Genomic DNA, 15,251 nt, shown 5'->3' on the forward strand with positions numbered 1-15,251 from the left:
GTCGGCAGGCCGTTGACCAGATCAGATGAAGTTAGATTAGGCTAACCTAAGTAACCTCGGACCCCCTTGAGGAGCACCCCGAACCATGCCCGCCGTCGACACCCAGGCCGCCGACGTCCCGCTGTTGTCCGCCCAGGCCGCCATCTGGTACGCCCAGGCCCTCGACCCCGCCAGCCCGGTCTACAACACCGGCGACGCCGTCGAGATCACCGGCCCGCTCGACGAGGAGCAGTTCGAACGCGCCCTGCGCCAGGCCGTCGACGAGGCCGAGGCCCTCGGCGTCGCCGTCGTCGCCGGCCCCGACGGCACCCCCCGCCAGCGTCCCCGCCCCGGCCTGCGCTGGCCCCTGCACCACCTCGACCTGCGCAGCGCCGCCGACCCCGACGCCGAGGCCGAGACCTGGATGCGCGCCGACCTCGCCCGCCCCGCCGGCCTCGCCCGCCCCGCCGGCCTCACCCGACCCGCCGGCCTCACCGAGGCGGACGGGGGCCCGCTGTTCACCCACGCCCTCATCCGCCTCGGCGAGGACCGACGCCTCTGGTACCGGCGCATCCACCACCTCGCCGTCGACGCCTACGCCCTCAACCTGTTCGGCGAACGCGTCGCCGCCCTCTACACCGCCCACGCCACCGGCACCGAGCCCGCGCCCACCCCCTTCGCGAGCCTCGCCGAGACCGCCGCCGAGGAAGCCGCTTACCGCGCCGGCGAGGAGTACGAGGCCGACCGCGCCCACTGGTCCCGTCACGCCGACGCCGACGCCGACGCCGACGCCGCCACCCTGCCCGGCACCCCGTCGACGGAGCCCCACCCCGGCACCCCGCTGCGCCTGAACGCCGAACTGCCCGCCGGCACCCGCGAACGCCTCCAGGACGCCGCCACCGCCGCCCGCGCCACCTGGGCCGAACTCCTCCTCGCCGCCACCGCCGGCTACCTCCACCGCCTCACCGGCACCGAGGCCCCCGTCCTCGGCCTCCCGCTCGCCAACCGCCGCGGCCCCACCGCCCTGCGCACCCCCGTCGCCCTCGCCAACGTCCTGCCGCTGCGCCTGAGCGTGCGCCCCGCCGACACCGCCGAAGCCCTGCTGCGCCAGGTCGTGCGCGAACTGCGCGCCGCCCGCCGCCACCAGCGCTACCCGCTGGAGGACCTGCGCCGCGACCTCGGCCTCACCGGCGAACGCCGCGCCCTGTTCGGCCCGATGGTCAACATCAAGGCGTTCGAGACCGACCTCGACCTGGCGGGCCTGCCCGGCGTCGTGCGCAACCTCGCCGCCGGCCCCGTCGACGACCTCGCCCTCAACGTCTCACCCGGCCCGGACGGCACCCTGCGCCTGACCCTCGACGCCGATCCCGCCCGCCACGGCGCCGACTCCCTCGCCGCCCACCGTGACGGCCTGCTGCGCTACCTCGACGCCCTCGCCGAGCTGCTGCTCACCGCCCCCGACACCCCGATCGGCCGGATCGACCTGCTCGACGCCGACGCCCTGCACCGCGCCGTCCGTGGCCGCGAGGAGCCGCCCGTCACCCGCACCCTGCCCGAGCTGTTCGCCGACCGGGCCGCCCGCACCCCGCAGGCCGTCGCCGTCCGCAGCGGCGACACCGCCCTCACCTTCGCCGAACTCGACGCCGCCGCCGACCGCCTGGCCGTCGTCCTCGTGGGCCACGGCGTGCGCGCCGGCGCGCCCGTCGCCATCGCCCTGCCGCGCGGCACCGACACCCTCGTCGCCATGCTCGCCGTCCTCAAGGCCGGCGGCGCCTGCGTCAGCCTCGACCTCGCCCACCCGCCGCAGCGCCTGGCCGCCGTCCTCGCCGACGCCCGCCCGGCCTGCGTCATCGGCACCGACGAGGCCCTCGCCGCCCTCCACCTGCCCGAGGGCGCCGTCACCGTACGGCCCGGCGACGCCGACGGACGTACGGCCGTCGAGCTCCCCGCCCCCCGGCTCCCCACCCCCCGGCTCCCCGCCCCGCGCCCGGGCGACGCCGCGTACATCCTGCACACCTCCGGCTCTACCGGCCGCCCCAAGGGCGTCGTCGTCACCCACGCCTCCCTCGCCAACCTGCACGCCGGCCACGGCGAGGACCACATCGCCCCCGCCGTCGCCCGCGTAGGCCGCGAACGCCTGCGCGTCGCCCACAGCGCCTCCTTCGCCTTCGACGCCTCCTGGGACCCGGTGCTGTGGATGGTCCACGGCCACGAGCTGCACCTCCTCGACGACGCCACCTACCGCGACCCGGCCGCCCTCGCCGAGCACCTGCACCGCGAACGCGTCGACTACCTCGACCTCACCCCCTCCTACCTCGAAGTCCTCCTCGCCGAGGGCCTGTTGGACGAGGGCCGCCACCACCCCCGCGTCATCGCGGTCGGCGGCGAAGCCACCCCGCCCGCCCTGTGGCGCCGCCTCGCCGCCACCCCCGGCCTGCACCCGATCGACCTGTACGGCCCCACCGAGACCACCGTCGACGCCTACGCCTGGACCCCGGGGGCCGACGGCGCCCCCCGGGGACGCGTCGTGCGCGGCTCGCGCGCCTACGTCCTCGACACCTCCCTTCGCCCCGCCCCCGAGGGCGTCGCCGGCGAACTGTACGTCGCCGGCGCCTGCCTGGCCCTCGGCTACCTGGGCCGCCCCGACCTCACCGCCGAACGCTTCCTCGCCGACCCGTACGGCCCGCCCGGAAGCCGGATGTACCGCACCGGCGACCTCGCCCGCCGCGCGGCCGACGGCACCCTCGAGTTCCTCGGCCGCGCCGACGACCAGGTCAAGATCCGCGGTTTCCGCGTCGAACCCGCCGAGGTCACCGCAGCTCTGGCCCAACTGCCCGGCGTCGCCCAGGCCGTGGTGATCGCCCGCCCCGGCCCGCACGGCAAGCGGCTGCTCGGCTACGCCGTCCCCGCCCCCGGCGCCACGCCCGACGCCGACGCCCTGCGCGCCGCCCTCGCCGCGCGGCTGCCCGCCCACCTCGTGCCCGCCGCCGTCACACTGCTCGACGAACTCCCGCGCACCGCCCACGACAAGCTCGACCACCGCGCCCTGCCCGAGCCCGCCGCCGAACCCCGGGGCGAGGCGGCCGCCACCGAGCAGGAGCAGGCGGTCTGCGCCCTGTACGCCGAACTCCTCGCCCTGCCCGAACCCCCCGGCCGTGACGCCTCGTTCTTCGACCTCGGCGGCCACTCCCTGCTCGCCGGCCGCCTCGCCGCCCGCCTGCGCGACGCCTTCGCCACGCCCGTCGGCTTCGCCGACGTCTTCCGCCACCCCACCCCGGCCGCGCTCGCCGCCCACCTGGGCGCCGCGGCCCCCACGGCCGCCGAGGCCCGCCCCGCGCTGGTCCCCGTGCCCCGCACCGAACGCATGCCACTGTCACCCGCCCAGCGGGGCCTGTGGTTCCTGCACCGCCTCGAAGGCCCCAGCCCCACCTACAACATCCCCCTCGCCCTCACCCTCGCCGGCCCGCTCGACCGCCGGGCGCTCACCCTCGCCCTCGGCGACCTCGCCGCACGGCACGAGATCCTGCGCACCGTCTACGGCGAGCAGCCGGACGGCACGCCGTACCAGCGGATCCTCCACCCCGCGCCCTTCGAACTCCACGTCAGCAGCGGCGAGTTGGACGAAGCCGTCCGCCACGCCTTCGATCTGGCGGCCGAACCGCCGCTGCGCGCCACCCTGTTCGCGCACGGGCCCGAGCGCCACACCCTGCTCCTGCTGCTGCACCACATCGCGGGCGACGGCGCCTCCACCACGCCGCTCAGCCAGGACCTCGCCGCCGCCTACACCGCCCGCCTCGACGGACACGCCCCCGAACTTCCCCGACCGGACGTCCAGTTCGCCGACCACGCCGCCCGCCAGCACGCCCTGCTCGGCACCACCGAACGGCCCACCCCGCTCGCCGCCCGGCAGATCGCCCACTGGCGCGAAACCCTCGCGGGCCTGCCCGACCAGCTCGAACTGCCCGCCGACCGCCCCCGCCCGGCCGTCGCCGCCCACCACGGCGCCACCGTGCCCTTCACCCTCGACGTCCCCGCCCACGCGGCCCTCGCCCAACTCGCCCGCGCCACCGGCACCACCGTCTTCACGGCCGTCCAGGCGGGCCTCGCCGCCCTGCTCACCCGGCACGGCTGCGGCACCGACATCCCCGTCGGCACCCCCGTCGCCGGCCGCGAGGACGAACGAACGGCCGCCCTCGTGGGCTACTTCGTCAACTCCGTCGTCCTGCGCACCGACACTTCCGGTGATCCGGCCTTCCGCGAACTCCTCGCCCGGGCGCGCACCACCGTGCTCGCCGCCCACGACCACGCCGACCTGCCCTTCGACCGCCTCGTCGAGGAACTCAACCCGGCCCGCTCCCTCGCCCGCCACCCCCTCTTCCAGGTGATGCTGGCCTGGCAGAGCCGCCCCGACGAGCCCCTCGACCTCGGCGGCGGACTCACCGCCGAGATCACCGCCGTCCCCAGCGGCACCGCCAAGTTCGACCTCACCCTCAACGCCGGCGAACTGCCCGGCGGGGGCCTCGGCGGCTTCCTCGAGTACCGCACCGACCTCTTCGACGCCGAGAGCGCCGCCGCCCTGTCGGACCGCCTCACCCGGCTGCTCACCGCCGCAGCCGCCGCCCCCGACACCGCCATCGGCCGCCTCCCGATCATCGGCGAGGAGGAACGCCACTGCGCCCTGGTCGAGTTCAACGGCTCTCCCGTGCAGCCCGGCACCCACGCCGGCACGCACGTACACGACGGCGCCACCCTGCCCGAGCTCTTCGAGGCCGCAGCCACCGCCAACCCGGCCTCCGTCGCCGTCAGTTGTGGGGACGACCGGCTCACCTACGCCGAACTCTCCGCCCGCGCCGACCGGTTGGCCCGCCGGCTCGCGGCCGACGGCATCGGCCCCGGGACGATCGTCGCCCTCGCCCTGCCGCGCTCCGTCCAACTCGTCGTCGCCCTCCTCGCAGTGGCCAAGTCCGGCGCCGCCTACCTGCCGCTCGACCCCGACTACCCGGCCGAGCGCCTCGCCTACATGCTGGCCGACGCCGCCCCCGCCGCCCTGCTCACCGACGCCGCCACCGCACCCCGGCTGCCCGCGCACGAGGACCTCCTCACCCTCCTCGTCGACCGACCGGACACCGCCCGTGAGTCGCAAACCCCCTTCGCCGCCCACGAGCGCACCCGCGAACTGCGCGCCGAGGACACCGCGTACGTCATCTACACCTCCGGCTCCACCGGCCGCCCCAAGGGCGTGCCCGTCACCCACCGCAACGTCGTGCGTCTGTTCGGCGCCACCGACCACTGGTTCCGCTTCGGCGCCCACGACGTCTGGACGCTCTTCCACTCCTACGCCTTCGACTTCTCCGTCTGGGAACTCTGGGGCGCCCTCCTCCACGGCGGCCGACTCGTCGTCGTCCCCCACCTGATCAGCCGCGACCCGGCCGCCTTCCTCGACCTGCTCGCCCGCGAACGCGTCACCGTCCTCAACCAGACCCCGTCCGCCTTCTACCAGCTCGCCGCCGCCGACCGCGACCGGCCCGGCACCGAACTCGCCCTGCGCTACGTCGTGTTCGGCGGCGAGGCCCTCGAACTCGCCCGCCTCGACGACTGGTACAGCCGCCACGACGAGCACGCGCCCACCCTCGTCAACATGTACGGCATCACCGAGACCACCGTGCACGTCACCCACCTCGCCCTCGACCGGGCGAGCGCCGCCGCCACCGGCAGCAGCACCATCGGCGTCAACATCCCCGACCTGCGCGTCTACGTCCTCGACGAGCACCTCCAGCCCCTCCCGCCCGGCGTCACCGGCGAGATGTACGTGGCCGGCGCGGGCCTGGCCCGCGGCTACCTCGGCCGCCCCGAACTCACCGCCACCCGCTTCGTCGCCGACCCCCACGCCCACCTCTTCGGCGAGAGCGGCACCCGGATGTACCGCTCCGGCGACCTCGCCCGCCGCCGCCGCGACGGCGTCCTGGAGTACTTCGGCCGCGCCGACCAGCAGGTCAAACTGCGCGGCTTCCGCATCGAACTCGGCGAGATCGAGGCCGTCCTGGCCGCCCACCCGGCCGTCGCCGACGCCGCCGTCGTCGTCCGCGAGGACACCCCGGGGGACAGGCGCCTCATCGGCTACGCCGTCACCACCGCCACGACCGCCACAACCGCCACACCCGACGACCTGCGCGCCCACGCCGCCGCCGAACTGCCCGCCCACATGGTGCCCTCCACCGTCGTCCCCCTGGAACGCCTGCCGCTCACCGCCAACGGCAAGCTCGACCGCCGCGCCCTGCCCGCCCCCACCACGCCCGCCCCCACCGGCGCGGGCCGCCCGCCGCGCAGCCCCCGCGAACAGCAACTCTGCGAACTCTTCGCCGAAGCCCTCGGCCGGCGAGCCGTCGGCGTCGACGACGACTTCTTCGCCCTCGGCGGCCACTCCCTGCTCGCCGTACGCCTCGCCGGGCGCATCCGCGAGGTCCTCGGCCTCGAGATCGGCATCGGCACCCTCTTCCAGGCCCCCACCCCCGCCGGACTCGAGACCGCCCTGAGCGGCGCCGCCGACGCCGTCGACGCCCTCGACGTGCTGCTACCGCTGCGCCCCGCCGCCCCCGGCCGGCAGCGCCCGCTGTTCGCCGTCCACCCGGCCGGCGGCCTGAGCTGGTGCTACACGGGCCTCATCCGCCACCTGGGCGCCGACATACCGATCTACGGCCTCCAGGCCCGGGGCGTCGGCGCCGCCACCGCCGAACTCCCGCTGCCCGCAACGCTGGACGAGCTCGCCGCGCACTACGCCGACCGGCTGCGCGAGGTCCAGCCCGAGGGCCCGTACCGGCTGCTCGGCTGGTCCACCGGCGGGATCATCGCCCACGCGCTCGCCGTCCGGCTCCAGGACCTGGGCGAGCAGGTCGAGTTGCTCGCCGTCCTCGACGCCTACCCCGCCGAGGGCTTCCGCGAGCTGCCCGTCCCCGACCAGGCCGAAGCCCTCGAGGCGCTGCTCACCATGGGCGGCTTCGGCCCCGAGGACCTCGACGGCCGAGCGCTCGAACTCCCCGCCGTCAGCGAGCTGTTGCGCGGCGCGGGCAGCCCCCTCGCCGGGCTCGACGAGGCCACCGTCGAGGCGCTCAACCGCATCTACCTGCACACCGACCACCTCGTGCGCGGCCACGACCACCGGCCCTTCGACGGCGACGTGCAGTTCTTCCGCGCCACCGTCGACACCATCGACGACACCCTGGTACCCGAACTCTGGGCGCCCTACGTCACCGGGCGGATCGACAACACCGACGTCGCCTGCTCGCACAAGGACATGACCCTGCCCGAACCGATCGCGCACATCGCGAGCGTGATCGCCGACCGCCTGGAGCGCACCCCGTGAGCGACGCCCCGATCAACCCCTTCGACGCGGACGGCGAGTTCCTCGCCCTCGTCAACTCCCAGGGCCAGCACTCCCTCTGGCCCGTCTTCGCCGCCGTCCCCGCCGGCTGGGGCGTCGCCCACGGCCCCTGCGCCCGCGCCGACGCCCTCGACTGGATCACCGCGCACTGGACCGACCTGTGACCCAGCCCGCCGCGGACACCGCGGCGCGCCCCCTGCTCGCGGGGCGCGCCGCGGTGGTCGTCGTCTACACCGCCGCGATGTGCATGAACGGCCTGGACTCGACGATCGTCAACCCCGCCCTGTTCAGCATCGCCGAGGACTTCGGCCGCCCCCTGTCCGCCGCCAACGCCGTCGAGACCGCCTTCCTGGTCGGCCTCGCCCTGGGCCTGCCGGTGGCGGGCTGGCTCGGCGACCGGTACGGCGTCAAACGCGTCTTCCTCTCCGCCCTCGCCGGTTTCACCCTCGCCTCCGCCCTCAGCGCCGCCGCACCCGGCCTCGGCTGGCTGGCCGCCGCCCGCGCCCTCCAGGGCGTGGCCGGGGGCCTGCTCACCCCGGTCGGCATGACGCTGCTGTTCCGCGCCTTCGCCCCGCACGAACGCGCCGGGCTGGGCCGCGTCCTCATCGTGCCGACCGCCCTGATGCCCGCCCTCGGGCCGCCGCTCGGCGGCTTCCTCACCGAACACCTCAGCTGGCACTGGCTGTTCCTCGTGAACGTGCCGATCGGCGTCGCGGCCGTCCTGCTCGGCGCGGCCGCACTGCGGTCCGAGGAGGAGCCGCCCGCCGGGCGCTTCGACACCACCGGCTTCCTGCTCGCCACCCCTGGCCTGGGCCTGCTCACCTACGCCCTGGGCTTCGGCCCGGCCCACGGCTGGTCCTCCCCGGGTGTGGTCCTCTCCGGGCTGCTCGGCCCGGCGTTGCTGGCCCTCGCCGTACGGCACCAACTGCGCGCCCCCGAACCGCTGCTGGGCCTCCGACTGCTCGCCGACCGGACCTTCGGCGCCGCCACCTGGCTCGCCCTGCTCACCTCCGCCGGTCTGATGGGCGCGCTGTTCGTGATCCCGCTGCTGCACCAGGCCGCCTTCGGAGCCACCGCGCTCGACGCCGGGCTGAGCGTCTTCCCGGAGGCGATCGGCCTGATGGGCGCCTCCCAGGTCGTCGACCGGCTGCTGCCCCGCCTCGGCCCGCGCCGCCTCGCCCTGCCCGCGCTGCTGCTGGCCGCCGGGGTGCTCGGCGGGCTCGCCTTCGCCGAAAACCCCTGGGCCGTACGGGCGTTGATGTTCGCGGTCGGTCTGGTGCTGGGCACCGCCGTGCTGACCGTCCAGATCGCCGGTTTCGCGGACGTGCCGCCGCCCGGGATGAGCCGGGCCATGGGCCTGTTCACCGTCGTGCGCACCCTCGGCGGGGCGCTCGGCATCGCCGGCGCGGCCGCGCTGATCGGGGCGGCCGGGGAGGGCGCGAGCGCCGGGCCGTACCGGGCGGCGCTGGGGCTGACGGCCGCGCTCGTCGCGGCGGGCGCGCTGCTCGCGGCGCGGATGCCGGCCGAGGCGCCCGGTCCTCCTCCGGCTCCGCCGGGGGACTGACCTCAGGACGTCAGGTCGGTCAGGTGGTCGTCTTGGTCAGGCGGTCGTCTTGGCCAGGTTGTCGTCCTGGTCAGGTGGTCGTCCGCCCGGTTCGCGGCGCCGTCCCGGGACGGACGACCACCACGCCCGCGATGATCATCCGACGAATCTGGGGTGACCTGCCGCTTCGTGCAGCAACTCGGCCGCCCCGTAGTACGGCTGATAACCCAGCACGGCGCTCGCCCGCTCGGAGACGTACACCCGGTCGATCACCGGCGGAAGCTCCCACCCGCACCGCTCGAACCCGGCCGCCACCTCCGGCAGCCGCTCCGCCACCAGCGCCTCCGGCTCCCGCCACAGCCGCTCCCGGTCCTCCTCCGTCCACGGGTACGGGCCGGCGACGTTCATCACCCCGTCGGCCTCCGTGGTCTCCACCGCCAGCTCGTGCGCCCGCGCCACGTCCGCCACGTCCACCCCCCGGTGCAGCCGGTGCCGGGCCAGGTTCTCCGCGGGCTCGCTCACGCACCGGCCGACGCGCAGGCACACCGTGCCCATCTGCCCCGCGGCGTCCAGGACCTGCCGTTCGGTGGCCAGCTTCGCCTCGTCGTACACCAGGCGCGGGCGGCAGGCCGTCTCCTCGGTCACCCACACCGCCGCCTCGTCCTGCGGCACCAGTGCATGCCCGTAGACGGAGGTCGAGGAGGTGTAGACGAACCGCTGCACCCCGGCCTCCTCGGCCGCCTCCAGCAGTACCCGCGTCGCCTCCACGTTCTCCCCGACCGGCCGCGCCTCCACGTGCGCCGCGTGTACCACCGCCACCGCCCCGACCAGCGGCCGCCGCCACTCCCGCTCGTCCCGCAGCGTCGCCACCACCCCCACGTCCGGCCCCGGCTCCCGGTCCACCCCCACCACCCCCCACCCGGCCACCTTCAACCGCCGCACCACCGCACCCCCGACCAGCCCCGCCGCCCCGGTCACCACCACATGCCCCACCATGAAGAACCCTCCCCGTCCGCACCAGCGCCCCGCCGAGCCTACGGCGCCTCCCGTTGTACCGTGTGGCAAGCGACAGAGGAGACCCGATGAACCCTGAGCACTACCGCCTCCTGGAGGAGGCCAGGCACAGCCTTCCGGATGGCTACAAGGTCGAGTTGTCCGGTGATGTAATTGTCATGCAAGCGTCACCATCCTCGATCCATCAGCTGAATCTGTCGATCGTGCAGCGGCAGTTCGACGTCCACTGCCCGCCCGGCTACTTCCCCAGCGGCAACAGCGACCTGGCCTCGCCCGAGGCGGGCGCCGTCCGCAACCCCGACCTGACCTACATCCCCGAGGACGTCATCGACCTGGCGGGACACAACATCCCCGCCGAACTGGCGCTGATCGCCGTCGAGATCGTCTCACCGTCCAACCCGGAGAACGACTGGACCGGCAAGGTCCGCGACTACCCGCGCATGGGCTTCCCGCTCTACCTGATCGTCGACCCCCGGCAGAAGACCGTCACCCTCTTCTCCGACCCCAACCGTGACCGCTACCACACTCGCACGGAACGGGAGTTCGGCGAGACGATCCGCCTCCCGGCGCCGTTCGACTTCGACCTGGACCTGTCCCGCCTGGTCCCGTACCGGGACTGAGCGGCGGCTACGGGTTGGGGTGGAGGATCAGGTCGTCCAGCGGGAAGTGCCGCGGCCGGTCGCCGAGTTCGGTGACGGCGGCGCGGATGCGGTGGAGGTGGGCGACGCTGAGCTGGAGCGGGGGCTCGTCGGGCTGGTAGGTGGTGCGGATCGGGTAGTCCACGCCCGGGGTGCGGGTCATCTCAATGTGGCAGCCGAGGACGTACGTGACCGGGTGGCTCTCGGTGAAGGCGATCAGCCGGTCGATCGTGCGGCCGAAGGCGGGCCAGTCGTCGATGTACAGCCGCCCGGGGTAGACCGTGTCGCCGGTGAGCAGGAACCCCGTCCACGGGTCGTAGTACGTCACCGCCGCCTCGTGGTGCCCGGGCGTGGCCAGGCACTCCAGCACCCGTCCGCCCCCCAGGTCCACCCGGGCCACCGCCTCCGCGTCACGGTCGAACCCGAAGTACGGCCAGGCGCTGCCCAGTTCGGCCCCCACCACCGTCGTCCCGGCCCGCCCGGCGAACTGCCCGTCCCCCGCGACATGGTCCCCGTGCGGATGGGTGTGCAGCACCAGCAGCCCGTAATCCCCCTTCGGCACCCGGGGGTTGCGCCCCAGCCACCGCTTCACCAGCGCGTCCACCGTCCCGCGCAGCGGGAAGTACGCGGCCTCCGCCGTCGCCCCGGTGTCGATCAGCACCGCCCGCTCCGCCCCGAACAACAGGAACAGGAACGGCGCCTCGTAGTTGACCGCCTTGTTCTGCCGGAGGATGACGGTGTTCTCGTCGTACTCGTGGATCTGGATCTCCGGATCCCCGTTGTGCTTCGCGGACGGCGACCCGTGGATCCACCTCACACCCAACGGACGAGCCACCGGTGCACCAGCCATGACGCCTCCACGTGCGTCGTCCTGGCAGGCCGGGTACGGCGCACATCTCGTCCGGGGCGAACACCAGTGCGGCGCCGCCACCGGGACGCTAGCACGCCCGGCGCGCCGTGCCAGGACTCGGAGCCGCGTGATGGCGGATGCCGAAGAGGCAGCCGAAGGCGACCGCATCTCCTACCTGCGCGAGTACCGGACGGCGGCCACGACGAAGGCGATCGCGATGGACGCCAGGAAGATCGTGACCGCTGGCACCAGCGGGTCGCCGTCGGTGATCGCCCTGGCGAGTACGCGGACGCCGGCGCCGATGAGTCTCATGCGCGTACGGTAGCGTCCTCGCAGGTCAGACCGTGGATCGGGGGGGCGACGCCGCCGGACGCGGCGCGTGCGCACCATCGGGAAGGACCGCCTCCGCGAGGTCGGCTAGGCCGACGGGCCCAGGAGGTGGGCGAGGCCGTCGGCGAGGCCGCCGCGCCAGCAGGCGTAGTCGTGGCCGCCGTTGAACTCGCGGTACTCGACGGCGTATTCGCGGGCGAGCAGGACGTCGCGCAGGTGGCGGTTCTGGGGGAGCAGCATCCACTCCTGGAGGCCGACCTCCAGGTAGAAGCGGGCCGGGCGCCGGTCGCCGGCCGCGAACCGGCGGGTGAGCCACTCGGAGCCCGTGTCGAACTCGGTGCCGTCCGGCCACCAGAAGGAGCCGGACTGGCTGAGCGCGTTGCCGAAGCGGTCGGGGCGGTGGAACGCGGCGAAGGCGGCGGTGAGGCCGCCCGCGCTCTGGCCGGCGATGACCGTCCGCGAGGGGTCGAGGGGGGCGCCGAACTCGCGCTGGGCCCAGGGGAGGAGGCGGTCGGCGAGGAGGTCGACGAAGGCGAGGTTGCAGCTCAGGTCCTCGGGCCGGGCGGGGCCCAGGGTGTGGACGAGCAGGGTGGCGGTGCGGGGGATCGCCCCGTCGGCCGTCAGGTTGTCGAGGGTGTCGCCGACGGACAGCACCTCGCCCCACATCTCCCCGTCGAGCAGCACGGCCACCGCCCCCAACGGGCCCTCACCGTCCGGGAGATGGACGTCGATGCGCCGCCCCGCGACCTCGTGGGCGGTCAGCCGCCCGCGCGGGACGCCCTCGCGGCGCCGTACGTACGGCTGGGCGGGCGCGTCGGGCAGGCTGAGCACCGAGGAGGGGTGGCGGCCGTCGCGGGCGGGGAGGCGGTCGGTGTCGGTGTCGGTGTCGGGGACGGCATGGTCGAGGACGTGCAGCCAGTCGGCGCGGGTGGTGCCGGGTACCGGGCCCCGGAAGGGGTGGAGCTGGTAAGAGGCCCGGTGGTCGGCGCGCAGCCGGTAGGTGATCGACCAGGAGCCGTCGTCCTGACGGTCCATCAGATGGGGTGTCAGGTCGCCGGAGTGGCGGTCCTTGTCGGTGACGGTGTGCAGCAGTGCGAGCACCCCGTCGCAGGTGTCGCCGTCGCGGCCGACGTACCCGAAGGTGACGAGCCGGTAGGCCGGGTCGTCCGGATCGGGCGCGACGATCGGGAACGTGGTCTTCAAGTCCGTTACTCCTTGCGTCAGTTGATGCTGTTGCGTCCACGCCCGAGCAGCACCCACAGCAGGAAGGGGCCGCCGAGCACCGTGGTGACGATGCCGACGGGGATCTCCACCCCGCCGATGAGCACCCGTCCGAGGGTGTCGGCGAGCACGACGAGCAGGGCGCCGGTGAGGGCCGAGCCGAGGATCGGCACCCGGGCGGGCCCGGCGAGGCGGCCGGCGATCACGGGTGCGGCGAGCGCGACGAAGCCGACCGGGCCGCAGACCCCGACGGCCAGTCCGGCCAGGGCCACGGACAGCAGCAGGCAGGCGAGGCGCACCCGCCCGGGGTCGACGCCGAGGGAGGAGGCCACGCTGTCGTCGAAGCGCAGCACCGCGAGGCGCCGGGCCGCGACGAGCGCGAGCGGCACCAGGACGGCGAGCCCGATGAGGACGGGCGTGGCGACCTCGTAGTCCCGGCCGTTGAGGCTGCCGGAGGTCCAGACGTACAGCGAGCCCGCCGAGTCGAGCGAGCGCCGGGCCATGGCGACCTGGATGACGGCCGAGGCGAGCGCGGACATCGCGAGGCCGACGACGAGCACCCGGTAGCCGCGGGCGCCGAGCCCGCCGGAGGCGAGGGCGACGACCAGGGCGGCGGCGAGCGCGCCCAACGGCCCGGCCCACCAGGCGCCGAAGGTGCCGGCGGCGCCGACGGAGATGAGCACGGCGGCGGTGGCGCCGTCGTTGACGCCGAGGAGTTCGGGGGTGGCGAGGCGGTTGCGGGCGAGGGTCTGGGTGAGGCAGCCGGCCAGGCCCAGGGCCGCGCCCGCGGCGAGCCCGGCGACGATCCGGCCGAGGCGGAACCTCTGCACCAGCAGCACGTCGAGCCGGTCGCCGTAGCCGAACACGGCCTGGAAGGTGTGGCCGAGGTCGAGTTCGCTCTGTCCGGCATGCGCGGAGACGACGACGGCGGCGAGCAGGGCGCCCGCCAGTCCGACGGAGGCGAGCAGCGCGCGGCGGGGCAGCAGCAGCGACCAGGCGCCACCGCGCAACAACAGGTCGGCCCTGGGGGCGGCGGGTTCGGAGCGCCGGGCGGGTGGCGAGGCGTCGGCGGCGGGGTCGCTGAGGGCGAGGGCGGCGGAGCGGCGGGAGCGGACGATGGCGATGAGCGTCGGGGCGCCGATCAGCGCGACGATCACGGACACCGGCGCCTCGAACGGCCGGGCCACGACCCGGGCCAGCACGTCGGAGGCGGTGAGGACGGCGGCGCCGAACAGGGCGGCGAGCAGGGTGAGTCGGCCGACCCGGTGACCGGCGACGGTGCGGGCGAGGAAGCCGGAGAGCAGGCCGAGGAAGGCGACGGGCCCGGCGAGGGCGACGGCGGAGGCGGTCAGCAGGGTGACGGCGAAGGCGGCGGTGGCGCGGGTGGCGCCTGGCCGGTGGCCGAGGCCCCGGGCGAGGTCGTCGCCGAGGGCGAGGGCGGTGAGCGGCCGGACGGTCAGGGCGGCGAGCAGGAAGCCGGCGCCGAGGACGGGGGCGAGCTGGCGCAGCGTCGTCCAGCCCTCGACCCCGGCGAGGGAGCCGAGCACCCAGACGCGGTAGCGCTCGTACGCCTCGGGGGAGTTGACGACCAGCACGTCGGTGAGGCCGCGGAAGATCGCGGCGACGGCGGAGCCGCCGAGCACCAGGCGCATCGGCGAGCCCGCGCCGCGGCTGTTGGCGACGAGCATCACCAGGGCGCTGGCGAGCACGGCCCCGCCGAACGCGAAGGCGAGGTAGCCGTAGGAGGTCTGCACGCCGAGGACGGCGATGCCGAGGACCACGCCGAGGGAGGCGCCGGCGTTGACGCCGAGCAGGCCCGTCTCGGCGAGGGGGTTGCGGGTGACGGTCTGCAACTGGGCGCCCGCGACGCCGAGTGCGGCGCCGACGAGCAGGGCGGTGACGGTGCGCGGTAGGCGCAGGTCGCCGACGACGAGGGCGAGGCGGCTGTCGGCGCGGGCGCCGCCGCGGTCGAGCAGGTAGTCCAGGACGCGGTCGGGGCCGATCTCGCCGGCGCCGACGGACAGGGACAGCGCGGCCAGGGCCAGCAGGAGCAGCACCGCGCCGAGGGCGAGCGGCCGGCCGGTCCACCGGCGTTCGGCGGCAGGGCGCGGCGGCGTTCCGTCGGGTGCGCCGGACGGGGCGTCCGGAGGCGGTGGTACGGACGGTGCGTGGACGCCCGGTTGCGACAATGTCATAAGGTAAGGCTAACCTAACGTTCGAAGCGTCCCTGGTGGGGCGCTCTCCCCGTGCCGCGGCCCGGACCGTCCCGGCGCGCCGCTCAACACCCGTACCACCGTT

The 15,251-nt window shown here is 75.1% G+C and carries 9 protein-coding genes and 1 riboswitch; of the genes, 4 read left to right on the forward strand and 5 right to left on the reverse strand.

Annotated features, from left to right (window positions below; all coding sequences use genetic code 11):
* Nucleotides 1-85: 85 nt before the first annotated feature.
* The 3 genes from IH61_RS0103760 to IH61_RS0103770 are packed head-to-tail and all read left to right on the forward strand — an operon-like array spanning nt 86 to nt 8,921.
* Nucleotides 86-7,339: an amino acid adenylation domain-containing protein gene (locus IH61_RS0103760; protein ID WP_031064826.1), complete on the forward strand. Its 7,254-nt coding sequence runs from the start codon at nt 86-88 to the stop codon at nt 7,337-7,339.
* On the forward strand, nt 7,336-7,521 hold the full coding sequence (locus IH61_RS0103765) for an MbtH family protein (RefSeq protein ID WP_031064829.1): 186 nt from the start codon (nt 7,336-7,338) through the stop codon (nt 7,519-7,521). The genes IH61_RS0103760 and IH61_RS0103765 overlap by 4 nt, the downstream gene beginning before the upstream one ends.
* Nucleotides 7,518-8,921 carry a DHA2 family efflux MFS transporter permease subunit gene (locus IH61_RS0103770; protein ID WP_031064832.1) on the forward strand — a complete coding sequence of 468 codons (1,404 nt, stop codon included), beginning with the start codon at nt 7,518-7,520 and terminating at the stop codon, nt 8,919-8,921. Before IH61_RS0103765 ends, IH61_RS0103770 begins: the two co-directional genes overlap by 4 nt.
* 135 nt (nt 8,922-9,056) lie before the next feature.
* Here IH61_RS0103770 and IH61_RS0103775 read toward each other — a convergent pair whose 3' ends face one another.
* Nucleotides 9,057-9,896 carry an NAD-dependent epimerase/dehydratase family protein gene (locus IH61_RS0103775; protein WP_031064835.1) on the reverse strand — a complete coding sequence of 280 codons (840 nt, stop codon included), beginning with the start codon at nt 9,894-9,896 and terminating at the stop codon, nt 9,057-9,059.
* An 86-nt stretch (nt 9,897-9,982) separates the two neighbouring features.
* Between IH61_RS0103775 and IH61_RS0103780 the strand changes: the two genes are divergently transcribed.
* Entirely contained in the window at nt 9,983-10,534 is a 552-nt protein-coding gene (locus tag IH61_RS0103780) for a Uma2 family endonuclease (protein WP_031064837.1), read from the forward strand.
* Between the two features lie 7 nt (nt 10,535-10,541).
* Here IH61_RS0103780 and IH61_RS0103785 read toward each other — a convergent pair whose 3' ends face one another.
* From IH61_RS0103785 to fhuB, 4 genes are all read right to left on the reverse strand, one after another.
* A complete protein-coding gene (locus IH61_RS0103785) occupies nt 10,542-11,402 on the reverse strand; it encodes an MBL fold metallo-hydrolase (RefSeq protein WP_037971570.1) in 861 nt (286 codons plus the stop codon).
* Nucleotides 11,403-11,412: 10 nt separating this feature from the next.
* Nucleotides 11,413-11,478: riboswitch (guanidine-III (ykkC-III) riboswitch) on the reverse strand.
* Nucleotides 11,479-11,573: 95 nt separating this feature from the next.
* Nucleotides 11,574-11,714 carry a hypothetical protein gene (locus IH61_RS46735; protein ID WP_158844625.1) on the reverse strand — a complete coding sequence of 47 codons (141 nt, stop codon included), beginning with the start codon at nt 11,712-11,714 and terminating at the stop codon, nt 11,574-11,576.
* A gap of 105 nt (nt 11,715-11,819) precedes the next feature.
* A complete protein-coding gene (locus IH61_RS0103795) occupies nt 11,820-12,935 on the reverse strand; it encodes an alpha/beta hydrolase-fold protein (RefSeq protein ID WP_051836192.1) in 1,116 nt (371 codons plus the stop codon).
* A 17-nt stretch (nt 12,936-12,952) separates the two neighbouring features.
* The gene (gene fhuB, locus IH61_RS0103800) at nt 12,953-15,148 is read right to left on the reverse strand and encodes a Fe(3+)-hydroxamate ABC transporter permease FhuB (RefSeq protein ID WP_031064845.1); all 2,196 of its coding nucleotides are present in this window, start codon (nt 15,146-15,148) and stop codon (nt 12,953-12,955) included.
* Nucleotides 15,149-15,251: the final 103 nt, after the last annotated feature.

Origin of the sequence: Streptomyces sp. NRRL WC-3742 (genome assembly GCF_000720635.1) — a bacterium.
Taxonomy (GTDB): domain Bacteria; phylum Actinomycetota; class Actinomycetes; order Streptomycetales; family Streptomycetaceae; genus Kitasatospora.